This is a genomic window from Paraburkholderia sp. OAS925 (genome assembly GCF_040543975.1).
GTDB lineage: Bacteria > Pseudomonadota > Gammaproteobacteria > Burkholderiales > Burkholderiaceae > Paraburkholderia > Paraburkholderia graminis.
In genome coordinates, this window is the sequence record NZ_JBEUNO010000002.1 from 2,813,205 (window position 1) to 2,838,693 (window position 25,489).

Consider the following 25,489-nt stretch of genomic DNA (forward strand, 5'->3'; position numbering starts at 1 on the left):
ACTACCAACCAATCAAAGGTGCGAGCCATGAATGAGACCGCGGAACGAGTACGAATCGTGGACGTGAAGGTGCTCTCCGACGACTGGTATGTGCTGAAAAAGACCACCTTCGACTATCGCCGCGCCGACGGCTCCTGGCAGCGCCAAAGCCGCGAAACCTACGACCGCGGCAACGGCGCGACCTTGCTTCTGTACGAGCCGCGCCGGCGCATGGTTGTGCTGACGCGGCAGTTCCGCTTGCCAGCGTTCGTCAACGGTCATCACGGCATGTTGATCGAGACACCCGCCGGTCTGCTCGAGTCCGCTTCCCCCGAGGAGCGGATTCGGGCCGAAGTCGAGGAAGAAACCGGTTATCGCGTCCATGAAGTGCGCAAAGTGTTCGAAGCCTTCATGAGCCCCGGTTCGGTCACGGAGAAACTGCATTTTTTCGTCGCCGAATACGATGCGCTCGCGCGGGTCGGCGCAGGCGGCGGTCTTGAACACGAAGGCGAAGATATCGAGGTCTTGGAATTGCCGATCCGACAAGCGCTTGCGATGGTCGAGCGCGGCGAGATCGTCGACGGCAAGACGATCATGCTGTTGCAGTACGCACAGCTGAACCTGTTCGACGCTTGATCGCGTCGGGTCACGTCGCGCCACACTCGCTTTAGGAATTTTCCCAAGCCCGATTAGGAAACGGACGATAGGTTGAGGAACGCAAAAAAAATATTCTTACGTTGCTTTGACGTTGACCGGCGGCGCGCCACGCTCCCGCCGGAAAACTCAAACGGAACCCTTCCCTTCAGAATATTTTTGCTTCGTCAACCTGCATTCCGGGCGATGAAGAAGTCGAGGCTCAACGTGGATTCTCTTACATCGGCCAACCGCTTCATGGGCGGTTTTTTCTTTGGCGCTGTCGTCGCTACCGCGATCATGGTCGTGCTCTGCGTCAGCGGCGAATTTGTGCCTCTCATGGCGAAGCTGTATGCGATCCAGCAAGTGATTGCAACAGCGGTCATTTCAGTGCTCGTCGCCGGCACCAAGCCGCTTCTGTATAAAACCGTCTGGCGCGAGCGCCGCTGCAGTTTCATTCTCGACGAAGACTTGAGCGCGACGCTTCGCGGCAGAAGCTTTGGTATTCCCGCCGGCGTGATGGTCGGCATTCTGGTTCAAAACGTTTTGATGAATTGAACGCAGTTCAGGCACCCGGCATGAAACTCTAGAATTTATGCCGGATCGCAGCGCGCACCACAACCTGTTTCGACGTCGATGACGGCGCTTGCGCGCCTGGTATAAACGCCTCATCGAGTATCGAATACGTCGAGTCGCCAGTCACTTGCTGGTATTCACCCTGAATGTAGACGTCGGTCCGCTTGGACAGGTTGTAATCCGCCATCAGTCCAAATGAGTGGATTTTCGGTTTGACGCCGCCACTCGACGCATCGAAGTTTTCTATCGTGTAGACATATTGCGCGCCGACAAACAGCATCGGCGAGATCTGATACTTGCCGTTCAGTTCGAAGTTCTGATATTTCAACGAGTTCAGCAATACGCCGGGCGGCACGAGTGGTGTAATGCCGAGATAACCGTTGCCGGTCGGATTCAAATAGCTCGATTTGCTATACGCGAAACCCGCCGTGGCCGGACCGAAGTTATAAGTAATGCCGCCGCCGAACACGCGCATGCGGGCCGCGATAAAGCTTGCGTCGTTAGCCGTAATCGCACCATTCGCACCATTGCCCGGATTATTGGCCTGCAAATACGCGGCGCTCACCAGCAAGCCGCCATACGCATACTGCCCGCCCACGCTATAGGCGCGGTTATTGCCGAAATTCGTATCGTTGCTAAAGCTGTACGTGCCGCCGAATTGAAAGCCGCTAATCGACGGGCTTGTGTATTTCACGGTGTTGTCGAGCCGAAACGAGTTATCGGTATTGTCGTTATCGTAGGGATGCGAGAAAAGCGAGCCGGCCCAATTGCCATTCGCCGTGGTTTGCGCCAGATAATCGACCACTGAATCGTATTGCCGCCCGAACGTCAATACGCCATAGCGCTCCGCGCTCAAGCCCACAAAAGCCTGTCGCCCGAACATCCGGCCGCCCTGATTCAGGCGCCCCGAACTGACGTCGAAACCATTTTCGAGCTGGAAAATGGCTTTGAGGCCGCCGCCCAGTTCTTCCGCGCCCTTCAAGCCCCAGCGGCTGCCTTGCGCGTAGCCGCTTGCCAGCTCGTACACATGTCCTCGGCCCGCGTTGTTCGTGTAGTTGATGCCTTCGTCGAGTACGCCGTACAGCGTGACGCTCGTCTGCGCCGAAGCCGGCGTGCTAAAGGCGGCGGACACAGCGGTGGAAACGGCCAGCGCGAACACTTGCTTGTTCATGACGATCCCCCTGCACTCGAGTAATCGGCCTAACTCGATCTGACGCGTTCTTCTTGACCCTACGACAACGCGCTTCTTCAAGTCCGACGCGCTTACGGGAAATCCTCACACGCCGGAACGCGTCCGTCCATTGGGTGTCGCCTGGATGTGTCGAAACGTTGCGAAATCTCCACTGTCTTTAAACGTCCATTCCGCCGAGGCTCCGCCAGCACTGCGTTTGCAATGTGCGCTGCCAAGCAGACTTGTCACAGAAAGAAATATAATTGCCGACTTTCGCGGCACCGAGGCGGAACTCCGCCGTGCTGTCAGGGTCATTTTTACTGCTTCATGCAAGCGCGTGCGCGCGCCGGCTTTGAGGCAGGTCCGTTACGGCGGCAACGCGCGGTTCAGCGCAGCAACGCCGCTGCAGCAACAGCATCAACCCACTATTCCAAAGCCTTGTGAGACGCCCGTCGCGCTAAAGAGCGCGCCGTCGCACGGGGCTGCTTTCGGCATAAAAACAATGCAAGCTTCGCAATCGCGTTTAATCGAGCTCGACTTTTTCCGAGGACTCGTTCTGCTGATCATCGTGGTGGACCACATCGGCGGAAGCATCTTGTCGCGCGTCACGCTGCATGCGTACGCGCTGTGCGACGCCGCGGAGGTGTTCGTGTTTCTCGGCGGCTTCGCAACCGCGACGGCCTACGCGGCGCTCGCGGAGCGGCGTAGCGAATCGATCGCGCGCAACCGCTTCCTGCGGCGCTCGCTGGAAATCTACCGCGCCTTTCTCGTGACCGCCGGGCTTATGCTGCTCGTGAGCGCGGTCCTGAACGCGTTCAACGTCGAGGCGCCGAATCTCGCGATCACCGATCTCGACGACCTGATGGACACGCCCGTCGCCGCCTTGCGCGATATCCTGCTGTTCCGCCGTCAGCCTTATCTCGCCTCCGTGCTGCCGATGTACGCCTTCTTCGCGCTGCTCGTGCCGATGATCCTGCCGCTCGCGCGCAGCAAACCGTGGCTGCTGCTCGCGGGCAGCGTCGCGCTGTGGGCCGGCGCGCCGGCCATCAACGCGTATCTGCCCGCCGCGCCGGACATGCACTGGGACTTCAACCCGTTCGCCTGGCAGTTGCTGTTCGTGCTCGGCGCGCTCGTGCGTTGCGAGCCGGTCTATCAGCGCGTGAGTCAGCACCGTCTCGGCTGGCTGGTGACGCTCGCGGCCTGCTGCGTGGCGGCGGTCGCGGCGTACTACAAGCTCTTTGTCGAAGTCGAGCCGCTCGATCCGAGTTTCAAACAGAATCTGTCCTACTTGCGCGCGGTCAATTTCCTCGCGATCGCGTGGCTCGTGGCCAAGCTGATCGAGGCGGGCTGGGCAAGAAAGCTCGCGCAGTCTCTGCCGCTGATTGGGCTCATCGGGCGCAAGGGCCTGCTGTGCTTTATCGCCGGCGCGGTGATCTCGCTCGTGGTGGACTCGGTGCTGTATGCCGCCACCGACGGTTACCTGAACTATCCGCTAGGCTTGCTCGCCGACGCGTGCGCGATCACGGCGCTCGTTGCCGTCGCGTGTGGGACGGAGCCGCTCAAGCGGCTCGTGATGCGCATGGTAGGCACGCGGCTTCGGACGTCGCCGTAACATGTGTGGGTCAGCTCTGAGCTTTGAGCTATGACTCAGCGTTGGCCGCCGTCCGCCGTGACTGTTTCCACCTCGACATGCGCCTATTCCTACACCTTGCGCTGACTGTTCTGTGCGCCGCGTGCGGCACTTCGTCGTTCGCCAGCACGGTGACGACCCGCAGCTTCCATTCGTCCGCGCTCGGACGCGATTGGTCCTACACGCTTTATCTGCCGACCGGTTATCGCCCCGACGCCGCGCGCATTCCGGTGATCTATCTCCTGCACGGCAACAACGGCGATGCCAACGACTGGATCAGCCGCGGCCATCTGCAAAGCACCGTCGACGCGCTCATCGAACATCGCGATATTCCGCCGCTCGCCGTCGTGATGCCGCAAGGCGGCACCGACTGGTACGTGGACCGCAAGGAAAAAATGGAGACGGCGTTCTTCGACGATCTGCTGCCCGAAATCGAAACGCACTACGCGGTGTCGACGCAGCGCGCGGGGCGCATGATCGGCGGCGTGTCGATGGGCGGCTTCGGCGCACTGCGCTACGTGATGACGCAGCCCGAGCGCTTTTGCGGCGCGCTGCTGCTGAGCCCGGCCATCTACGCCGACGAACCGCCGCGCGGTTCGGCCGCGCGCCGCGTCGGCGTGTTCGGCGAACGTCAGTTCGATCCGCGGATCTGGCACGAGCTGAACTACCCGGCGCAGTGGGAGCGCTATATGAGCCGGCCGTATCGCGTGCCGGTCTTTATCGCTGCCGGCGACGACGACCTCGCGATCCAGGCCGATGCATCACTGCTTTATACGCAGCTTCGCCTGGCGGGCAATCCGGCGGCGCTGCGCATTATCGACGGCGGCCATACGTGGGACGTGTGGAGCGCCCTGCTGCCCGGCGCGCTGAAATACACGCTCGGTTGCACGAGGCTGCCGGCGCAGGAACATCCGTCGAACCAGCGGCCTTGAATCAGTAAAGCACTCGCGAAAATCGCGAATCGGACGACACCCGGCCGGGCTATTGCACGAGGTCGGTCCACAGCACCATCAAGACCGTCATCAGCGCAGGGCCGATAAAAAGGCCGAGCAGCCCGAAGGTCTCCGCGCCGCCCAGAATGCCGAACAGCACGAGCAGAAACGGCAGTCGCGTGGAATTCCCGATCAACACCGGCCGCACGAAATGCTCGGCGACGAAGACCACGATCGACCCGAACACCAGAAGACCGATCGCGCTCGCGACCGATCCCTGCGAGAACAGCCACAACGCGGCGAGGCTGAAGGTTATCGGCGCGCAGAACGGCAACATCGCGGCGATCGCGGTGATCAGCGCGAGCAGCGCGACGTGCGGCAAGCCCGTCACGAAATAGGCGACGCCGAGCAACGCGCCCTCGCCGAGTCCGACCACGACCAGCCCCGACACGGTGCCCCGCACAGCCGTGGCCATCCGCTGGACGAGTTGCGCGCCGTCTTCGCCGAAACCGCGTTGCAGACCTCTCGCCAATGCGCCCGACAGACGCGGCCCCGCCTGGAAGATCACGAACAGCGTCACGAGCATGAACGCGAACACGGTGACCGCATGCACGGCGCGCGCCCCGAAATGGCGGCCAAGCGTGACGACCGTCGTGCTGTGCAAGCCCTTCATCGCCGCGGAGTCGCGCAACGGCGGCGTCAGATAGGCTTGCCACCACGCCTCGGCCTGGTGCGCGCCGAACGGCAAACGGTGGATGAAGTCCGGCATCGCGATGCCGTTCTCCTGCGCGGCCTTGAACCAGTCGGTGAGGTCATGCGCTTCGCGCAACGCCTGCGCGATGCCCACGCCCACTGGCAACACCACCAGCAACGCGATCGCCAGTGTCAGCACGGCAGCAATCAGCGTGGTGCGCCCGGTCAGCCAGCGGCTGCCTTCGACCTTGCGCAGAAGCGGCCATAGCGCGATCGCCAGCACGGCGGCCCAGCCGACCACCGGAAGAAAGTCGCGCACGACCCACAACGCGAGCAGCACGAGCCCGATGTACAGCGCGAGCGAAGCAGCCCTCTGTTTTTTGACGCGCTCGGGCGTCAACAGCGACTGCGTCGGATGCGACGAGCGCGGCGGGTGCGTCGATCTGGACGGGCCGACGGGGGGACGTGAATTCATGTGGTTCGTGTGTGGATGCCGGTATGTGCGCGAGCCGACCCGAAAAAAGCAGACCCGCTAAACTGCGGGACGCGCTCGCCCAATAAACAACGACATCTTAATGGAAGCGCGCAGAGCCCTCGCGGCCTGCTTTGGCTGTCTCGCCAGCTACAACACTGCGTTGCAAAAAGCGCTCTTATCTCATTTTTGGGCGACACGCCCTTCGCCAAGCCCCGCCAATTCAAGTGCCGTCGAAAGTCAAGTCGGATTGTTGCTAATTGGGGAACAGTGTTTCAACGTAGACACAATGGCTCTGCAGCCGTTGGGGGACTAAATTCGGGCACACCACAAATTCGGAGCCGACGATGATGACCCTGGAGTCCATCCCCCTTGACGGTACTAACGGCATACGCATCGAGATCCTCGAGCGCTCCGACACCACGCTGGTGATCCGCTGGGTCGAGCCCGGACGATGTCATTACGGCGAGCAGCGGTGGCGTCGCAGGTCGGCGCATACGTCGGGAACCTGCGCGGTATCGCGCCGCAAGATTCGCCGCGGCGATGCCGTCTTCAAGCCGGCCGAGCGCCCGGCGCCGTCGAATGCCTCCGCGATGATCTGCGCGGAAATTCTCGGCGCGCTGCCCGCCGAAGCCTGATTTCGCCGTCAATCCTGCCCACGCGCGCCCTCGCGCGTGCCGTCACGCGTGCCCTGCACCTGCCCTGCGCCTGCCCGCTCGCGCTGACTCCGCCATCGAGTCCCTAACGCCGCCGCACGCATAAAAACCGCCCCGATTGCGGCCCTTCGTCGCGTGCGTTAAGGTGGACCTGCTTGCGTCAAATCACCCTGCCGGCCCGACGCCCGGCGGTAAAGTGACGCGCATCTCCACCCATCGCGCCGTGCGCGGCACGGCGCCGTTTGAGGGCACACCATGGCAGAAGACACGCCGCACACGTCGACCCGGCCGGAGACTCGCGCAGCCAGCGCGCCCCCTGCTCCGCTCATCGCTCCCCAGCAGTTTTCCACCGACGTCCTGCTCGAGAAATACGCCAAAGGCGACGAGCAATCCGCCGACGACGTCTTCAAGCGCGTCGCCCGCGGCGTCGCCGAGGCGGAACCGGAAGCGCTGCGCGAATCGGTCGAGGCGCTCTTCGTCGACAATCTGCGGCACGGTGCGCTCGGCGCGGGCCGCATCATGAGCGCGGCGGGCACCGGCATTGCCGCCACGCTGATCAACTGTTTCGTGCAGCCGGTCGGCGACGCGATTCAGGGCGTCGACGAACAAGGGCTGCCGGGCATCTACGTCGCGCTGCTGCAAGCCGCGGAAACCATGCGGCGCGGCGGCGGCGTCGGCTACAACTTCTCGGCGATCCGGCCGAAGGGCGCGCGGGTTCACACCACGAGTTCGTCGGCGTCCGGTCCGTGCAGTTATATGGATGTGTTCGACGCGTCGTGCCGCACGGTGGAAAGCGCCGGCTCGCGGCGCGGCGCGCAGATGGCCGTGCTCGACTGCAATCATCCCGACCTGCTCGAATTCATCGAGGCCAAACATTCGAAGGGACGCTGGAACAACTTCAACGTGTCCGTCGGCGTGACCGACGAATTCATGCGCGCCGTCGAAGAAGACCAGCCGTGGCAACTCGTGCATCGCGCGGAACCGTCGCCGGCGCTGCGTGCGGCCGGCGACGTGCGGCAACGCGACGACGGCCTGTGGGTCTACAGCGAGCGGCCGGCGCGCGAGATCTGGGACCGCATCATGCGCTCCACGTACGACGTCGCGGAACCGGGCATCGTGTTCATCTCGCGCATGAACGAGGACAACAACCTGCGTGCCGTCGAAACGATTCGCGCGACCAATCCGTGCGGCGAACAGCCGTTGCCGGCTTACGGTTGCTGCAATCTCGGGCCGCTCAATCTGACGCGTTTCGTGATCGACCCGTTCGCGCAACTCAAAGGCCGCGAGCCTTCGTTCGATTGGGACGGCCTCGCTCGACGCACGCGCACGCAAGTGCGCTTTCTCGACAACGTACTCGACGTCACGCTGTGGCCGCTGCCGCAGCAATACGACGAATCGCGAGCAAAACGCCGCATCGGCGTGGGCTTTACGGGTCTCGGCGATACGCTCGTGATGCTCGGGCTGCGCTACAACTCGCAGGAAGGCCGCGACTTCGCGGTGCGCATTGCGCGGCTGATGCGCGACGAGGCGTATCGCGCGTCGGTGGAACTCGCGAAGGAGCGCGGCGCGTTTGCGCTTTTCGATGCCGCGCGCTACCTGGAAGCCGGCACCTTCGCGTCGCGGCTGCCCGACGACATCAAGGAAGCGATTCGCCGCGACGGCATCCGCAACAGCCATCTTCTGTCGATCGCGCCGACCGGCACCGTGAGCCTCGCGTTCGCGGACAACGCGTCGAACGGCATCGAGCCGGCCTTCTCGTGGACCTACACGCGCATGAAGGTGATGGCCGACGGCGGCCGCGAATCGTTCGATGTCGAAGATTACGCGTACCGGCTTTATCGCGAGTTCGGCGGCGATGTGACCAGGCTTCCCGACTACTTCGTCAGCGCGCTGGAGATGTCCGCACGCGATCATCTGGACATGATGGCGGCGGTGCAGCCTTATGTGGACACGTCGATCTCGAAGACCGTCAACGTGCCCGCCGACTATCCGTTCGAAGCGTTCGAAAGCCTCTATTTCGATGCATGGAAAAGCGGCCTGAAAGGTCTCGCGACTTATCGCCCGAACGAAACGCTCGGCGCCGTGCTGAGCGTGAGTCCGGCGCAAGCCGACGACACGCTCGCAGAAAGCGACCTCGATCCACTGCGAATCGCGATCGATCATCGGCCGAAAGGCGAATTGCCGGCGATCATCGAAAAGGTCGAGTACCTGACGCAAGCCGGCAAAAAATCGCTGTACGTGGCGGTGTCGTTCATTGAAGTGACCGGCCGTCTCGGCGGTGAAGACGTGACGATCGAGCGGCCCATCGAGTTCTTCATTCCGACCGGTCAGCGCGACGAATCGCAGCAATGGATCACGGCGACCATGCGTTCGCTGTCGCTCGCCGCGCGTGGCGGTTTCGTCGCGCGTAATCTGCAGGACATGCGCAAGGTCTCGTGGGATCGCGGGCAAGTGCGGCTTGGCGAAGTGCAGCGTCTGGACGGTCATCGCACGCCGCGCTGGCACGATTCGGAAGTGGCCGCGCTCGCGTTTGCGATCCAGCAGATTCTGCATCGCCGCGGTTTTCTCGACGCCGAGGGCAATCAGGTTCCATCGCGTCTGCTCGCACGTTTGCCGCGCGGACAGATGAAAGCGGAAACGGCGCTGTCCGCGGACTTCGGCATCCGTCCCGCTCCCGCCGACGCGCACACAGCGGAATTGACGCAGCCCGGCGTGATGCCGGGATTGCATACGATGCTCGGTCGCAAATGCGGATCGTGCGGCGCGAACGCCGTGATCCGCAAGGACGGATGCGACTTCTGCACGGCCTGCGGCGAAGTGGGAGCGTGCGGGTGAATTAGCGTTAGCGGGTCTCTCGCCCCGCTATTGCACCTGTCGAAAGTGCTGACACTGGAAAGCTGGTTGTTTTTTAGACCGATGCGCAACCAGCCGTAGAATAGCCGCACTTTCCGCGACGAGACTCTCATGCTGGATATTTCGCCAGGCGTTACCAAGCCCGCTAACGACGATTCGAAAATGTTCGATCTCGCGCCCGTCTCGCTGTGGGTCGAGGACTTTAGCGGCGTGCGCGATCTGTTCGATACCTGGCGCGCCGAGGGCGTGAGCGATCTGCGCGCGTACTTCGCCAAAGCGCCCGAACAGGTCGCCGAATGCGCGCGCAGCATTCGCGTGGTGAAGGTCAATCAGAAGACGCTGACGCAGTTCGAGGCCGCGGACTTCGACACGCTCAACGGCAATCTCGCCGCTGTGTTCCGCGACGACATGCTCAAGACGCATCTCGAGGAACTCTGCCAGTTGTGGGCCGGGCAATCGCATTTCACGAGCCAGACGGTCAATTACACGCTCGCTGGACGGCGACTCGATGTGCTGCTCAAAGGCTCTATTCTGCCGGGCCACGAAGAACGCTGGGACCGCGTGCTGGTGTCGGTGGAAGACATCACCGAACTGGAAAGCGCGCGGCATCGTATGACGCTCGCCGAGGAATACGCGCGCGGTCTCTTCGAACATTCTCCGGTGTCGCTATGGGTCGAAGACTTCAGCGCGGTCAAGCAACTGCTCGATCAGGCGCGCGCGGCAGGCATTAGCGATTTTCGCGTGTTCACCGACGTGCACCCTGAGTTCGTCGAGCGCTGCATGCAGGAGATTCACGTACTCGACGTGAACCAGCACACGCTCGAGATGTTCGCCGCGCCCGATAAAAAAACGCTGCTCGCGCATCTGCCCGATGTGTTCCGCGACGACATGCGTCCGCATTTCCGCGAGCAGTTGCTCGACCTGTGGGAAGGCAACCTGTTCCAGCAGCGCGAAGTGCTCAACTATTCGCTCGACGGCAACGAGGTGCATGTGCACCTGCAATTTTCGGTGCTGCCGGGGCACGAGAACAACTGGGACCTGGTGCTGGTCGCATTGACCGACATCACCGCCCGCAAGAAGGCTGAGGCGTACCTGGAGTTTCTCGGCAAACACGACGTGCTGACGAAGCTGCGCAACCGCTCGTTCTATGTCGACGAATTGAATCGGCTCGAACGCAAGGGGCCGTGGCCTGTCACGATCATCATCGCCGATCTGAATGGGCTGAAGCGCGTGAACGATCAGCTCGGCCACGCCGCCGGCGATGCGCTGCTGCGCCGTGCGGGCGAAGTGCTGGCCAAAGCGATGGAGCCGCCGTTTCAGGCCGCGCGCATCGGCGGCGACGAATTCGCGATTCTGATGCCGGGCACCGACGAGCGCGGCGGCGCGGCGATGATCGATGCGGTCGGCAAACTCGTCGAAATGAACAACCAGTTCTATCCGGGTTCGCCGCTCAGCTTTTCGATGGGCATGGCGACGTGCCAACGCGGCGACCGTCTTGAAGCCGGCGTGCAGCGCGCCGATCTGCAGATGTACGACGAAAAGCGCTCGCATTACGCCAATCAGGCGGATGCGAAAATTAGCGGTGGTTAATGAACGCGAAGCGCTTTCTCTACACCGCCGTCACATAACGCGCAACGGGCTTCACGATGCGCGGCGGCGGTGAGTCGTAAATTGCGCGCATGCGCTTCACTTCGTCGACAGGACTCAGGCCGAAAAGACGCTTGAATTCGCGGCTGAATTGCGACGCGCTTTCATAACCGACTCTTGCGGCCGCGGCGCCCGCGTTTAAACCATCCTGCACCATCAGCAAACGCGCGTGATGCAAACGCGTGGTCTTCACGTATTGCATCGGCGAGGTCGCCGTGACGGCCTTGAATTGCGCGTGAAAAACCGCGAGGCTCATGCCGGCTTCGGCGGCGAGCGTATCGACGTCGAGCGCGCCATGATAGTCGGCATGAATGCGGCGCAGCGCCTTGGCAACGCGTCCAAAATGATTCTGATGCGTAAGCGCCGCGCGAATCGCATCGCCCTGCTCGCCGGTCAACACGCGATAGCAGATCTCCCGCACGATGCCCGGCGCGAGAATGCGCGCGTCGAGCGGCGACACCAACGCGTCCAGCAGACGCTGCACCGCGTTGCTCAATGCCGGATCGAGCGGCGTCGAATAAATGCCGAGCGGTTCGTTGCGCGCCGCGCCCTGCGTTTCGTTGAGCGCCATCAGCAACTCGGCAACCATCGTCAGATCGACTCGAATGGAGATGCCGAGGAACGGCTCGTCCGGGGTCGCCTCAGTCTCGCATTCGAACGGCAGCGGCACGGACAGCACGAGGTACTGCTGCGCGTCGTACTGGAACACCTGGTCGCCGAGATAGCCGCGCTTGCGCCCCTGGCACACGATCACAATGCTCGGCTCGTACATCACCGGCATGCGCGGCAACGGACTATTCGCGCGCATCAGATTGACGCCTTCAAGACTCGAGCGCGTCATGCCCGGCTTGGGCGCGAGTGCGTCGAACACTTCGATCAGGCGTTGCTGCGCAGCATGAGCGGCGTGCGCGAGTGGAAATTCGGCGGAAGACAACGACGGTTGCGATAGGTGCGGCGACATGACGAAATAGTGACGTACAAGAGAATAGTGCTTGAAATTTAGCATCAAACTGCCTGGCGCGCTTCGCCCCAGGAGTTTTAGGCAAATCTTCAAGACATTCAGGTATTCACTGGCTCGCCGTCGGCTTCTACTATGGGAACCCTGTCGGATGAGCTTTGCTGCGCGACGTTTGTTGGACGACCTTCATTCGCGCTTTCATCACGCGCCGCGACCCGAACCGTGCGGTTAGGCGCATGCGCGACATGCGTTGTCCGTTGCCGATTGCCATTACCGTCGCCCGTCGCGGATTGCCCATTGCCGGCGCCTTCTGACATCACCCATCTTTTGCTGGAGAACTACCCATGAGCACGACTTATGCCTATGCCGCGACCGACGCCAGCGCGCCGCTCGCCCCGTTCGAAATCCAGCGCCGCGAACTGCGCGCTCATGATGTGCAAATGGAAGTGCTGTTTTGCGGCGTGTGCCATTCCGACCTGCATCAGGCTCGCAACGAATGGAAGAACACGATGTATCCGGTGGTGCCGGGTCATGAAATCGTCGGCCGTGTGACCGCGGTGGGCCCGGACGTGACAAAGTACAAGGCGGGCGATCTGGTGGGCGTCGGCTGCCTCGTCGATTCGTGCCGGACCTGCGCGAGCTGCGCGGAAGGCCTCGAGCAGTACTGCGAGAACGGCTTTGTCGGCACGTATAACGGCGTGGACCGCGTCGACGGTCAAGTGACCTACGGCGGTTATTCGACGCAACTCGTCGTCGACGAGGAATTCACGCTGCGTGTGCCGCAAAACCTCGACCCTGCCGGCGTCGCTCCGTTGCTGTGCGCGGGCATCACCACGTACTCACCGCTGCGCACGTGGGGCGCGGGTCCTGGCAAGAAGGTCGGCATTGTCGGCCTGGGCGGCCTCGGCCACATGGGCGTGAAGCTGGCGCGCGCAATGGGCGCACATGTGGTGCTGTTCACGACATCGCCGTCGAAGATCGAGGACGCCAAGCGGCTTGGCGCGCACGAGGTGGTGATTTCGAAGAACGCCGAAGAGCTGGAAGCGCATGCGAACAGCTTCGATCTGATCGTGAATACGGTGGCTGCGCCGCACGACCTGAATCCGTTCTTGAACCTGCTAAAGCGTGATGGAACGATGACGCTGGTGGGCGCGCCCGAGCACGATCATCCGTCGCCGCAAGTGTTCAACCTGATTTTCAAGCGCCGCCGGCTGGCCGGTTCGCTGATCGGCGGGATTGCCGAAACGCAGGAGATGCTGGATTTCTGCGGCGAGCATGGAATTACTTCGGATGTCGAAATTATTCCGATGCAGAAGATTAATGATGCTTATGAGCGGATGTTGAAGAGTGATGTGAAGTATCGGTTTGTTGTTGATCTGGATTCCATGCGGAAGTGATTTTGGTTTTTTTTGCCGTGCGGCTGGGGGCTTTTTTGGGTGAGCCCTTGGCCTTTCCTTGAATTCATAGTGGTCTATTTGCGTTGCCCCTGTGCGGGGCGGCACCTACTTTCTTTGCGGCGGCAAAGAAAGTAGGTGCCGCCCCGCACAGGGGCAACGCAAATAGACCACAACGAATTCAAGAAAAGGCCAAAAACAAAAGGCCAAAAACAAAAGCCGAAAAAACCCAACCAAAAAAAGCCCCGCCGCAGGCAAAAAACCCAACCCCGAGAGGCCCAAATGCTAGACCGAATAACAGCAATGCGCACCTTCCTAAGAATCGTGGACACGAACAGCTTCACCCGCGCAGCGGAATCCCTGAACATTCCGCGCGCGACAGCGACCACCATTGTCCAGAACCTGGAAGCCCTACTCGGCACGCAACTGCTCGCACGCACCACTCGGCGCATCAGCGTGACGCCCGAAGGCGCCGCCTACTACGAACGTTGCGCGCAAATCCTCGCGGACATCGACGAGATGGAAGCCAGCATCCGTCACGCCACCGATAACCTCACAGGCCGCCTGCGCATCGAAATGCCGGGCTCGGTGGCGAGCGCAATCGTGCTGCCCGCTCTCGACGACTTCCACGCGCGCTATCCGAATCTCGATCTCGCCATCGGCGTCAGCAACCGCACCGTCGATCTGGTTGCCGAAGGAATCGATTGCAGCATCCAGCTCGGCGAACTGCCCGATTCGAATCTGGTCGCGCGACAACTCGGCACGCTCGAACATGTGACCTGCGCGAGTCCCGACTATCTCGCGCGTTACGGCACGCCGACCGACCTCGACGATTTGCGCGGACATGTGGCTGTCAATTGCATGTCGCCAAATAGCGGCCGCGAAGTGGCGTTCGATTTCGAAGTCGACGGCGAAGCGCAAAGCGTCAAGGTGAACGGCTTTATCAAAGTGAGCGACGAGCAGGCGTATCTCACCTGCGGACTGCAAGGCCATGGGCTCATTCAACCCGCGCGAATTGCCGCGCAACCGTACCTCGACTCAGGACAATTGCGCGAAGTACTGCCGCAATGGAAACCCGTGCCGATGCCGGTTTCGGTCGCTTATCTGAAGAATCGCCGTGTGTCGCCGCGCGTGCGTGCTTTCGTCGACTGGCTTGCGGAGCTGTTCGAAAAGACCGAGCACGTCGATCAGGATCTCTCGCGCGTGCGCCAGTTGTTGCGCGGCCTGCATCCCGCCTGAAGCGGATTCGATGCAGGCTCGCAGCACGTTCAACGCATCAATCAATCGATCAGCCCGGCACCGGCACTGGCCGCGTCAGCAAGTCCACATAGAAATTGAAGAAGTTCTGATTGTCGAAGCGCTTGATGATCGTCATCTTCTGCAGACCAGCCGGCGGCGAACTCGTATAGCCGGTCGCTTTTCCATCATTGGCGCCGAAGCTCATATCGACATCGACCCACTCGTCGACCGTTTGCGTCGCGAACGAAGGATGCATCAAATAGCCGAGAGTCAGCGTGTCCCAGATGTTCGTGGTGTAGTTCGGGTTCGTCTCGAAACCGTTCTTGCCGTCGAAGCCATAACCGTTCAACGTCTTGAACAACTGCGTAATGATGGTCTGCTTCGACGGGTCATGCGCGATCCGGTCATAGAGCGCCTTATCCATCTTCACGGTGTCGGTCACATCGAGCGGAACGACAACCTGCTTGATCGGCAGACGCAACACCTCTTTCGCGGCTTGCGGATCGAACCACCAGTTGAACTCGGCGGTCGGCGTCGTATTGCCCGGCACGTCGATCGCGCCGCCCATATAAATGATCTGCTTGATCAACGGCACGATCTCGGGATGCCGACGCGCGGCAAGCGCGATGTTCGTCAACGGTCCGATCGCAAGAATCGTCACCTCGCCGGGATTCTGCTTCACCGAGTCGACGATGAAATCCACCGCGCTTTTGCTTTGCACTTTCGTATGCGTTGCGAAGCCGTCAGGCGGCGCGACGAGGTCGCTATCGGACTTCGGTTCGGGTGTTCCCCACGCGCCGAGATAACCGTCGCCACCGGGGAATTGGGCCATTTCAGCCTGGATCGTGGCGAAATCGTGCGACAACGCATAGTTTGCACCGGCATAAACGCCGATCTGCTTTTCGACGCCTAGCCGTTCGACGGATTTCAATGCATCGGCGACGCCCTGCTTCAACCACTGATTGCCCGACACGACCGTAATGCCGAGTACTTTCAACGATCCCTGCGCCTGCAATTGCGCGGCCATGACGCCAAGCTGGCCGTCGTCGCTCAGCGTGTTGTAGTCGCTGTCGATAATGACTTTCGGGGGATTGGTTGCGTTCAGATTGTCGCCGCCGCAAGCCGCGATTGCGAGAGCAGTCACGACGCTTGCTACATAGCTCAATGCCACGAGAAACCGCTTCATTGATGTCTCCTGTTCTATCGCATCGGTGTGCGACTAAGGAGAGTCATCATAAACGCAACGGCGGCCAAATCAAACATGCGTCAAACGTGTGCGTCGACGAGGCTCGCAAACAACACGAGCCTCACGATCCGTCTTTCGAGTAAACCGCCCGCGCGGCGAACGTCAGGGCTGACGCGCTTGCGGCGTCGAGCCGGGGCATGCGGGGTCTTTGCCCCAATGACCATCGCACACACGCCAGCGGCACAACTGGTCCTGGAAAAAGCCTCGCTGCCCACATTCTTTGACGCGCTCGGCGAGCTTCGCATTGCCGGGCGCAGCCGAGGTTGCTACCTTCGTCGCCGAATTATTGGCGCTTGTCTTGCTATCGGCGGGCTTGGTGCGTGCGACGAGCGCGGCCAATAGATCGGCATCCGAATCATCTTTCGACGCTGCGTCCGGCTTTGCTTTCTTCGATTGCGCGGCGGCAGTCGTCGTACTCGAACGATGACTGCTCGCACTTGCCGTGGCACTTTCTTTCTTGCCGTGCGCGCCGGCTTCGTGCTTGCTCTTGCTCGCGATTGCCGGACTCTTGTCGTGCTTCGCCGTCGATGCAACGTGCGCCGACGAGGCCGAAGCACCGGAAGCAACCGAAGCAACCGGCACGGAAGCGCCGCTCGGCTCCGCACCATCGGCCAACGCGCGCGACAGACGGCTTTCCGCGGCGCCCGCCGATGCAGACGACGCAGTTGCCGCTTTACTGTCACTGTCATCGGCGATGATCGTCGCGGCTTGCGACGAAGCAGGCGCCGGCGCTTGCGCATTCGCGGCGACCTGCACCGCGCCGTTCACCGCCGATGCCGGCACCGCCGCCTTGCCGACGTTCACCGCGCTCGCCGGCGCGGCCGCAGCCAGTGACTCGTTTTGCCCGCGTTGCTGCATGTGCCACGCGCCCCAACCGCCCGCCGCTATCACGAGCAATGCGACAAGCGCAAGCGGCGTTCGGGACCGGCGTGGTTTATCGGCAGGCGGCGCGACGCGGCCTTCCAGATTCGCGAGAATTCGCGAACCATTGCCGTCGGCGCCTTTAGCCTTATCGGATAACAGGCTTGGCGGGGCTTTGGAATTTGAATTTTCCGGCGCACTCATTCACTGTCTCATTGAATCCTGGATTATTTCGCCGTGATAATACCGCTCCGGCTCCTCTCCGAGCAGGCCTGATTCTAAGAGCAAGCATTACAAAATACAATTGTTTCCAATTTCCGGGGTCTCCATTGATTGCCGTAGTACTTCTTGCCTATTTCGCCGTCGCAGTGCTCATCGCCGCAATGCTGCTTTTGCCGGCGGTGCGCGCTTCTTTATTAGGCGCCGCGCAGACAATTCACGGCCGGGTTATGCGCGGGGCATCGCGCCGTGCATCGCATGCGCGCGGTCAATTAGCACGCTCGGCAAGAATTTCGCAATCTACCGTAGTGGATATGAAAAAATTACTGGCGCGCCGGCGCTTGCTGATTTTTACCACCACAGGTATTCTTGCGACGCCGCCATTGGTGGCATTGGGATTACGGGGTCGTCAGTTATTCCAATTCGACGAAACCGCGCGGGTGCCGGATGAGAAAATTGCCGCATTATTGAACGGCGAACAGCTCGTGCCCCCGCCGCCCGCTGCCGCCGGAGGTATTCGCCACGCGGGAAGTCGAGCAGATCCGGCCAGCGCTAAAAGACGCAAGCCGCGACTGGAATTTGCTCGATGCGGATTTCCGAACCCGTCTATTGCTCGTCTACAAAATCATGCACGAGCAGTACGGCTACGAAATGGCCCTGCTGGAAGGTTATCGCAGTCCGGAGCGGCAAAACCGGCTCGCGCAAATTGGGAGCAATGTCACCAATGCCGCTGCGTTTCAAAGCTATCACCAATACGGCCTCGCGGCGGACAATGCGTTTCTGCGCGACGGCAAGCTCGTCATTTCAGAAAAAGATCCCTGGGCCATGCGAGGCTATCAGTTATATGGACAAACAGCCGAGCAGGTCGGCCTGACATGGGGCGGCCGCTGGAAAATGATGGATCTCGGGCACGTTGAATATCACAAACCCGGCTTCGTTCTCGGGCGGGGTCATTAAGCGCGGCGGCACAAGAGGTTGGAAAATGGGGCGTTCAATCAATATTTCTGGCAAAAAGCGGCAATACCAACCGCAATCCGGCATACAGCGTCGCATTCGTCCGCCCGCTTTTGCAGCGCCGGCAATCGCGGATTTAACAATTCGGCCGTTTTACCGTTCCGCGTGAATCGGCTTTCGATTTCTTTCGCTCCATTTTCAAACGCCGCACGCGCGTGATGCCGTTTGCCACAGCACGCGCCACAACACATATCACCAAGACCTGAACGGCTTATGCGACGCTTTCTCAACGTGTTGACCCATCCACGCACGCTCTCGATCATCGGCCTGCTCGCGCTCGCTGCTGTGTTGTTCGTCGGCGCCGATACCTTGCAGATCGACCTGATGTGGCCGGCCATCGCGCTCGGCGCGGTCGTCGCGTTATGGCTGCTGGTATGGGCGGTGCGCCGCCTGCGCGCGCGTCGCGCGAATAACAAACTCGGCGAAATGCTCGAGCAGCAGGCTGAAAAACAAAGCGTCGAAGCCGGACCCGCGCCTACGCCGGCGCGTCAGGCGGAACTCGACGTACTGCGCACGCGCCTCGTCGATGCAGTGAAGACGATCAAGACTTCGAAGATCGGCCAGGTGTCGGGCGGCTCCGCGTTGTATGAGTTGCCGTGGTACATCGTGATCGGCAACCCCGCAGCGGGCAAGAGCAGCGCCGTGCTCAATTCGGGCTTGCAATTCCCCTTCGCCGACAAGAACAGCGCGGTGATTCACGGCATTGGCGGCACGCGCAATTGCGACTGGTTCTTCACAACGGAAGGCATTCTGCTCGACACAGCAGGCCGCTATTCGGTGCATGAGGAAGACCGCACCGAATGGCTCGGTTTTCTCGGCCTGCTCAAGCGCTTCAGGCCCAAAGCGCCGATCAACGGCATCATCGTGACCGCGAGCATCGCGGAACTCACCAGCAGCAAGCCCGAGTTTGCGATCAATCTCGCGAAGAACCTGCGCCAGCGCGTGCAGGAATTGACCGAGAAGCTGGAAGTCTTTGCGCCCGTCTACGTGATGTTCACGAAGGCCGATCTGATTACCGGCTTCACCGAGTTCTTCAGCGGCAGCGAGCGTCACGAATACGACCGCGTATGGGGCGCCACCCTGCCCTACGAGCCGGACGAGAAGCGCGACGTGGTGGGCCTTTTCGATGAACATTTCGAGGAACTCTACGACGGCCTGAAAGAAATCAGCGTCGCGCAGATGTCGATCAACCGCGGCAACAAGCTCTCGCCAGGTCAACTGAGTTTCCCGCTCGAGTTCTCGACAATCAAGCCCGCACTCCGCGCATTTCTCGCCACGCTGTTTGAAACGAACCCGTTCCAGTACAAGCCGATTTTCCGCGGCTTCTATTTCACGAGCGCATTGCAGGAAGGCGAAACCAATAGCGCCGCGGCCACGCGCATCGCGAACCGCTTCGGTTTGAGCGCGGACAGCATGCCGAAACCGCACAGCGCGTTTTCGAAGAACGGCTTCTTCCTGCGCGATCTGTTTTCCAAAGTCATCTTCGCCGACCGGCAAACGGTCAGGCAATTCGCCAGTCCCGCGAAAACGCGTATGCGTTACGCGACCTTCTTCGGCTTTGTCGCGGTCCTCGCGCTCGCGTTGGGCGGCTGGACGTGGTCGACCATTAACAATCAGCAACTCGCGGAGAACGTCAAAGCCGATCTGGACAACGTCGTGCGTTTGCAGCAGAACCGCAACGATCTGCAATCGCGCCTGCAGGCCATGGATGTTCTCGAAGACCGCATCGACCAGCTCGAACAGTTCCGCCGCGATAAGCCGCTCGCTGTGTCGTTCGGTCTTTATCAGGGCGATCGTCTGGAGCAGCGTCTTCTCACCGAGTACTACAACGGCGTGCGCCAGATCCTGCTCGATCCGGTTTCGCAGAACCTCGCGTCGTTCCTGAAGGACGTCAACGCGCATCCCGATCAGCTCACGCCGCTCAATCGCACGCCGGATGCAGCCGCGATTCCGGTCTCCGCGCACAACGCAATGGCGGCGAATAGCCAGGGCGGACTCTACAGCGACGCATCGCCGACCAATGTGGAAGACGCGTACAACGCGCTCAAGACGTATCTGATGCTAAGCGACAAGCGTCATGTGGAAACGGCGCATCTGACGGATCAGGTGGCGCGCTTCTGGCGCGGCTGGCTCGAAACGAATCGCGGCAACATGCCTCGCGACGAGATGATCCGCAGCGCCGAGCGCATGATTACTTTCTACCTGGCGCGCGTATCCGACGACGACTGGCCGATGATCGACCAGAACCTCGGCCTCGTCGATCAAACGCGTGAGAACCTGCGCCGTGTCGTGCGCGGCATGCCGGCGCGTCAGCGTGTTTATGAAGAGATCAAGGCACGTGCGTCGACCCGCTTCGCGCCGATGACGATCGCGCGCATCGTCGGTGAAAACAATACCGCGCTGGTGGCGGGCAGCTATGCAATTCCCGGCACGTTCACGCGCGAAGCGTGGTTCCAGTATGTGCAGCCCGCGATCCGCGAGGCCGCAACAAAAGAACTGCAAGCAAAGGACTGGGTGCTCAATACCTCCGCGCACGACGACCTGACGCTCGAAGGCAGTCCCGAACAGATACAGAAAGCACTGGTCACGATGTACAAGACCGACTATGCAATGCACTGGCAGAAGATCATGCAAGGCATTGCGGTGCAGAGCTTCGGCAGCTTCGGTCAGGCAGTGGATGCCATGAACCGTCTCGGCGATCCGCAAGATTCGCCGATTCGCAAAGTACTCGAAACCGCGTATGACCAGACCTCGTGGGATAACCCGTCGCTCTTCAATGCAAACCTGAAGCGCGCGCAAAGCGGCGTGACGAGCTGGTTCAAGCAATGGTTCTCGCGCGCGCCGACGGGTCAGTTGAATGCGAACATCGACATTAACGGCAATCCGGTCGAAATGCCGATGGGCCCGATCGGCCAGGAGTTCTCGGCGCTCGGCCGCATGGTTCAGACCGGCGATAACGGCTCGATGCTGAAGGGCTATATGGACACGCTGTCGAAAGTCCGTACGCGCTTTAACGTGATCAAGAATCAGGGCGATCCTGGACCGGGCGCGCGTCAGCTCATGCAGCAGACGCTCGACGGCAGCGGCTCCGAACTTGCCGATTCGCTGAAGTACGTCGATGAGCAGATGCTGACGGGCCTCACCGATTCGCAACGCAAAGCCCTGCGTCCGCTGCTCGTGCGTCCGCTGATGGCCGCGTATGCGGTCGTGATCCAGCCGGCCAGCGTCGAAGTCAACAAGGTGTGGAACGCGCAGGTGTACCAGACGTTCCAGAACTCGCTCGCCAACAAATATCCCTTTGCCGGCGATGCGAAAGTCGAAGCGGGCGCCGGTGAAATCGCGCAGGTGTTCGGACCGGACGGCTCGATTGCGAAGTTCGTCGGCACCACGCTCGGACCGCTTGCAGTGCGCCGCGGCGACACCCTCACCGCTCGCACGTGGGGCGACATGGGCCTTGCGCTCACGCCTGACTTCACCAGCGGATTCGCGCGCTGGGTCGCGCCGCTGGCGGGCGGCGCAGCGGGCGCGTCGGCAGGCCAGGGCTCCGCGGAACCGCAGACCGTGTTCCAGATCCTGCCGCAACCGAGCAGCGGCACGACCGAGTACACGCTTGCGATCGACGGTCAGCAGATGCGCTATCGCAACACGCCGCCGCAATGGACCAACTTCGTGTGGCCGAATCCGTCGGGCTCGCCAGGCGCGACGTTGAATGCCACGACTTTCGACGGCCGCACGCTGCAGCTCGTCAACGAGCCGGGCCGCTACGGTCTTGAGAAGCTGATCAATTCGGCGCAGCGCAAGCGCCGGCCTGACGGCACGTTCGACCTGTCGTGGACGCAAGGCAACATCACGGTGGCGGTCAGCATGCGCATCATCAGCACGTCGCAAGCATCGGGCGGCAGCAGCGACGCGCCGCAGCAGCAGAGCCTGCGCGGCTTGCGGTTGCCTTCGTCGGTGGCCGACGTCAGCGCGGCGGCGAATTCGGTCACGGCCACGGCCGCGAACGCAACGCCCGCGGCAACGGCGGCAACAGCGGCAACAGCGGCGCGACCGGCGACGACCGCGGTTTCGAACACAGGAGGTGCGCAATGACGCAGACCGTGCAGGCGCAAATCGCGTACTTCGGCAAGATTCCGTCGCGCGGCGACTTCGTGAAAAGCGCGCATAACCCGCAGTTGCTTGCGACGCTCGACCGCTGGATCGCCGAAGCAATGGAACTGCTCACCGACGACCCGCGCTGGAAGATCGTCTACGAAAACGCGAAGCCGATGCATTTCGCGTTTCTCGGTTCGCGCAGCAAGCTCGCGATTGCGGGGCACATGGTCGCGAGTCACGATCAGTCGTCGCGACGCTTTCCATTTCTTGCCGCGACCGCGCTCGAAGTCGAAAAGCCGCTCACGTTCCTCGCGCACAGTCCGCTTGCGTTCGCGCGTTTGTGGTCGCGCGTGTCGGCGCAAATGAAACCATTGCTTGGCGTGAGCGAGCCGGCCGGCGCATTGCAGGCGCTCGGCGAAACGCAGGTGCCGATCGAAATCGGCGGCGGTCCGGGCAATCCGCATGACGGCACGTTCAACGACTTCGTCGAACATCAGACGCTCGCCGGACTCGAACAGATGCTGCTCGCAAGCGGGCATCCGGTGCGCTTGCGCGGCGCGATGCTCGCGCTCGGTTCGCTGCTGCGCCCCGTGATGCAAAGCGGTTCGTCGCATCTCGAACGCGGGCTCACGCTGCCGTTGCCGAACGATCCGTTCTATCGCAGCCTCGTCGCCGCATTCTGGCTCGAACTGATCGCGCCGTTCGTCGCGCAAGCGGATTTCGAACTGGCTATTTTTATCGGCACGATCGCGGAGCGCGAGCGGCTCATCATCGGCTTTAACGGTGCGTCCGCGAAAACGCTGCACAGTGTGGTCGATCCGCAAGCATACGCAGCCCATAACATCGATATCGACGACCCCGAGTGGATCGACGAACACGCACAGAACGATCATGGCATCAGCAAGCTCGTCAGTTACCTCGACCAACCGCAACTGTCCTTGCGCGTCAGCATCGACACGTTCCGCGAAGCCTTCACGGGAGCGTGACGCGATGACTTATTCACGCACCGCGATCGGCGCGCTGCTCGCGAGCCTGCTGGTTAGCGGCCTGTTCAGCACGCTCGCTCACGCCGACAACGACGGCCCCGCACGCGTCACGCCGGTCGACAACAGCGGCATTTCGATTCGCACGACGGCGCTCCCCTCGCCTTCGTCCACTACGGCAGGCAGTGCGGGTCCCGCAGTGAATACGGCGGGCCTCGCAAGCGGCACGACCGGCGCCGGCACCGGCGCGGTCACGGCTTCGCCTCCGCCCGCGAACGCGGCGCCGGGCCAGGTCGTGGTCGGCGGAAAAGTACCGGACGAGGCGACCAAAGCCGCGGTGCTCGCGCGTCTTCGCGACACGTATGGCTCGGCCAACGTAGTGGATCAGATCGAAGTCGCCGACGTCGCGACGCCGCCGAACTGGTCCGCCAATGTACAAAAACTGATTGGCCCGCAACTCAAGCAGATCAGTAAAGGACAGTTGAAGATAGACGGCACGCAGATCGACGTGAAAGGCGAGGTGCGCAACGAGTCGCAGCGTCAGCAACTCGCAAGCGACATGGCGAATGCGCTGAATCCGACGTATACGATCAAGAACGGCCTGCGCGTCAGTGCATCCGAACAGGGCCTGCTTGATCAGACGCTAGCGAATCGCACGATCGAATTCGAAACCGGCAGTGCAACGCTCACGCCGCAAGGCCGCGCGATTCTCGATCAGATGGCGGCAGCAATGCTGAAGATGGCGACGAAGACTGTCGCGATCATCGGTCACACTGACAACTCGGGTAATCGCACGTCGAATATCGCGCTGAGCCAGGCACGCGCCGATGCCGTGAAGGGCTATCTCGTCGCCAAGGGCATTCCGCCGCAACAAATGAGCACCACTGGAGTCGGACCCGATCAGCCGATTGCATCGAACGATACGGCCGACGGACGCGCACGCAACCGGCGCATCGAGTTCCGCGCCGGATCTTAAGCAGATTACTGCGTGCTTGCTGCAAAGGCACGCATGAAGCATGAAAAAAGCCTGGCCTGGGTTCTCTCGACCCAGGCCAGGCTTTTTAATTTCGACGCGGACATCTAGCTGTTTTCTTCAGGCTTCACACCCAGCAACTCACGAATGTGCGCGAGCGAGCCGTCGTCTTTCACCACCGTCGACAGCCATTGATGCAACGGCATGTCCGCCGCTTCCGCAGCCTTCTCGGCAAAGTACGCAGCCGGATTGTGCGGCTCCGTACTGCGAAAGAAACGGGCCACCGCGCGCAACTGCGCGACGGCTTGCGCGCGGCTCTGGATTCCTGCGACTGCGTGGGTCGGCGTGGTCGTCAACACAGGTTCCTCGCGTTGCGGTGAGGTCTTGAAAGTGGGCTCGGCGCGTTCGTGTTCGTGCGCGTGTTCATGACTTGCCGAAGCACTCGATCCACTACCGGGCGTCTGCTGCGCTTGTGCGGTCACACCGAGTTCGCGCGCAAAGCGTTCGGCGAGACGATAGACGCTTTCATAGGCGTCTTTCGCCTGACGGAAACTTGGCGCAAAGTCCGCAGCGCGACGATCCAGTTCCTGTTCGAGCGCGAGCATCGCCGTTTCGAACGCCTTGAGATCGGCCAGCAACGTCGAATAGAACGCGGGCGGCGTCGCACGTTTCGACGCGTCGATCTGCTCGATGGACGGCTTGCCGCGCGCGATGTCGTCGGCATGATCGGGATCGCGCTTTACCGCTTGCGCGACATGCGTGGCGACGTCCCAATCGATCGTGCTGTACGCATTCCCTTGCGACGACGTGAGCGGCATTGCACGCAGCAGATCGCCGGTTCGCCCGACTAGCCACACGACATTGCCAAGGCGATATTCGGTGTCGTCGCCTTCGGGCAGCGGATGAACGGTGTCCCAGTACTTCTCGCACAGCGCCGTGAGCAGCGTGTAGCCCTGCGTGAGACCGCCCACGCCTTCTTCAATCGCGAGCGCTTCGGTGAGCCACACGGCAAGGCGCAAGTCTTTCGTTTGCGTCTGCAGTAACGCACTGGAGCGCTCGATCACCAGCGGCCAGTCGGCCTCCTTGATTTCGGTGACCCATTCGCCCTGGTCGAGCGACGGGTCTTCGAAACGCCGGGCGTGCTGGATTGCATCGAAGTCGGCGGAGAACAGAAGATCTTCGCCACAGGGCGCGGCTTCACTGATTGGAGCAAGCAGCGTATTCAGATCGATCGGCATGGCATGGAGCTTTCAAGTTTCATTCAT

The 25,489-nt window shown here is 61.5% G+C and carries 18 protein-coding genes and 1 pseudogene; 13 read left to right on the plus strand and 6 right to left on the minus strand.

Annotated features, from left to right (window positions below; all coding sequences use genetic code 11):
* Positions 1–27 precede the first annotated feature (27 nt).
* Positions 28–615 carry an NUDIX domain-containing protein gene (locus ABIE53_RS31315; protein ID WP_107710336.1) on the plus strand — a complete coding sequence of 196 codons (588 nt, stop codon included), beginning with the start codon at positions 28–30 and terminating at the stop codon, positions 613–615.
* 204 nt (positions 616–819) lie between these two features.
* The gene (locus ABIE53_RS31320) at positions 820–1,170 is read left to right on the plus strand and encodes a hypothetical protein (protein ID WP_192700350.1); all 351 of its coding nucleotides are present in this window, start codon (positions 820–822) and stop codon (positions 1,168–1,170) included.
* Between the two features lie 28 nt (positions 1,171–1,198).
* Here ABIE53_RS31320 and ABIE53_RS31325 read toward each other — a convergent pair whose 3' ends face one another.
* Positions 1,199–2,359: a porin gene (locus ABIE53_RS31325; RefSeq protein ID WP_053860276.1), complete on the minus strand. Its 1,161-nt coding sequence runs from the start codon at positions 2,357–2,359 to the stop codon at positions 1,199–1,201.
* Positions 2,360–2,861: 502 nt separating this feature from the next.
* Between ABIE53_RS31325 and ABIE53_RS31330 the strand changes: the two genes are divergently transcribed.
* Together ABIE53_RS31330 and ABIE53_RS31335 are read left to right on the plus strand one after the other, a co-directional pair.
* The gene (locus ABIE53_RS31330; RefSeq protein WP_192700285.1) at positions 2,862–3,971 is read left to right on the plus strand and encodes an OpgC domain-containing protein; all 1,110 of its coding nucleotides are present in this window, start codon (positions 2,862–2,864) and stop codon (positions 3,969–3,971) included.
* 77 nt (positions 3,972–4,048) lie between these two features.
* Positions 4,049–4,921: an alpha/beta hydrolase gene (locus ABIE53_RS31335; RefSeq protein WP_053860274.1), complete on the plus strand. Its 873-nt coding sequence runs from the start codon at positions 4,049–4,051 to the stop codon at positions 4,919–4,921.
* 49 nt (positions 4,922–4,970) lie between these two features.
* Here the strand turns inward: ABIE53_RS31335 and ABIE53_RS31340 are convergent, their stop codons facing one another.
* Positions 4,971–6,089: an AI-2E family transporter gene (locus ABIE53_RS31340; RefSeq protein ID WP_029968728.1), complete on the minus strand. Its 1,119-nt coding sequence runs from the start codon at positions 6,087–6,089 to the stop codon at positions 4,971–4,973.
* Positions 6,090–6,436: 347 nt separating this feature from the next.
* On the opposite strand from ABIE53_RS31340, the gene ABIE53_RS31345 reads away from it, so the two are divergent.
* From ABIE53_RS31345 to ABIE53_RS31355, 3 genes are all read left to right on the plus strand, one after another.
* Complete coding sequence (locus ABIE53_RS31345; protein WP_029968727.1) at positions 6,437–6,724, plus strand: DUF3331 domain-containing protein; 288 nt, start codon at positions 6,437–6,439, stop codon at positions 6,722–6,724.
* A gap of 273 nt (positions 6,725–6,997) precedes the next feature.
* A complete protein-coding gene (locus ABIE53_RS31350; protein ID WP_192700286.1) occupies positions 6,998–9,577 on the plus strand; it encodes an adenosylcobalamin-dependent ribonucleoside-diphosphate reductase in 2,580 nt (859 codons plus the stop codon).
* Positions 9,578–9,706: 129 nt separating this feature from the next.
* Positions 9,707–11,185 carry a sensor domain-containing diguanylate cyclase gene (locus ABIE53_RS31355; protein WP_192700287.1) on the plus strand — a complete coding sequence of 493 codons (1,479 nt, stop codon included), beginning with the start codon at positions 9,707–9,709 and terminating at the stop codon, positions 11,183–11,185.
* A gap of 19 nt (positions 11,186–11,204) precedes the next feature.
* Here ABIE53_RS31355 and ABIE53_RS31360 read toward each other — a convergent pair whose 3' ends face one another.
* Entirely contained in the window at positions 11,205–12,203 is a 999-nt protein-coding gene (locus tag ABIE53_RS31360) for an AraC family transcriptional regulator (protein ID WP_029968722.1), read from the minus strand.
* Between the two features lie 341 nt (positions 12,204–12,544).
* Between ABIE53_RS31360 and ABIE53_RS31365 the strand changes: the two genes are divergently transcribed.
* Together ABIE53_RS31365 and ABIE53_RS31370 are read left to right on the plus strand one after the other, a co-directional pair.
* Positions 12,545–13,597 (plus strand): NAD(P)-dependent alcohol dehydrogenase, encoded by a 1,053-nt coding sequence (locus ABIE53_RS31365; RefSeq protein ID WP_029968720.1) that lies wholly within the window; start codon positions 12,545–12,547, stop codon positions 13,595–13,597.
* 279 nt (positions 13,598–13,876) lie between these two features.
* Positions 13,877–14,833, plus strand: coding sequence for a LysR family transcriptional regulator (locus tag ABIE53_RS31370; protein WP_006052911.1), 957 nt, complete (start codon positions 13,877–13,879; stop codon positions 14,831–14,833).
* Positions 14,834–14,882: 49 nt separating this feature from the next.
* Here ABIE53_RS31370 and ABIE53_RS31375 read toward each other — a convergent pair whose 3' ends face one another.
* Positions 14,883–16,019 (minus strand): nucleoside hydrolase, encoded by a 1,137-nt coding sequence (locus tag ABIE53_RS31375; protein WP_006052912.1) that lies wholly within the window; start codon positions 16,017–16,019, stop codon positions 14,883–14,885.
* Positions 16,020–16,181: 162 nt separating this feature from the next.
* Positions 16,182–17,144: a hypothetical protein gene (locus ABIE53_RS31380; RefSeq protein ID WP_006052913.1), complete on the minus strand. Its 963-nt coding sequence runs from the start codon at positions 17,142–17,144 to the stop codon at positions 16,182–16,184.
* A gap of 125 nt (positions 17,145–17,269) precedes the next feature.
* On the opposite strand from ABIE53_RS31380, the pseudogene ABIE53_RS31385 reads away from it, so the two are divergent.
* From ABIE53_RS31385 to ABIE53_RS31400, 4 genes and pseudogenes are all read left to right on the plus strand, one after another.
* Positions 17,270–18,116, plus strand: a pseudogene (locus tag ABIE53_RS31385) (M15 family metallopeptidase).
* A gap of 270 nt (positions 18,117–18,386) precedes the next feature.
* Positions 18,387–22,265 (plus strand): type VI secretion system membrane subunit TssM, encoded by a 3,879-nt coding sequence (gene tssM, locus ABIE53_RS31390; protein WP_192700288.1) that lies wholly within the window; start codon positions 18,387–18,389, stop codon positions 22,263–22,265.
* Complete coding sequence (gene tagF, locus ABIE53_RS31395) at positions 22,262–23,254, plus strand: type VI secretion system-associated protein TagF (RefSeq protein ID WP_006052916.1); 993 nt, start codon at positions 22,262–22,264, stop codon at positions 23,252–23,254. Before tssM ends, tagF begins: the two co-directional genes overlap by 4 nt.
* Positions 23,255–23,258: 4 nt before the next feature.
* Positions 23,259–24,227: an OmpA family protein gene (locus ABIE53_RS31400; protein WP_006052917.1), complete on the plus strand. Its 969-nt coding sequence runs from the start codon at positions 23,259–23,261 to the stop codon at positions 24,225–24,227.
* Positions 24,228–24,331: 104 nt separating this feature from the next.
* Here the strand turns inward: ABIE53_RS31400 and tssA are convergent, their stop codons facing one another.
* Entirely contained in the window at positions 24,332–25,462 is a 1,131-nt protein-coding gene (tssA, locus tag ABIE53_RS31405) for a type VI secretion system protein TssA (protein WP_192700289.1), read from the minus strand.
* Positions 25,463–25,489 lie beyond the last annotated feature (27 nt).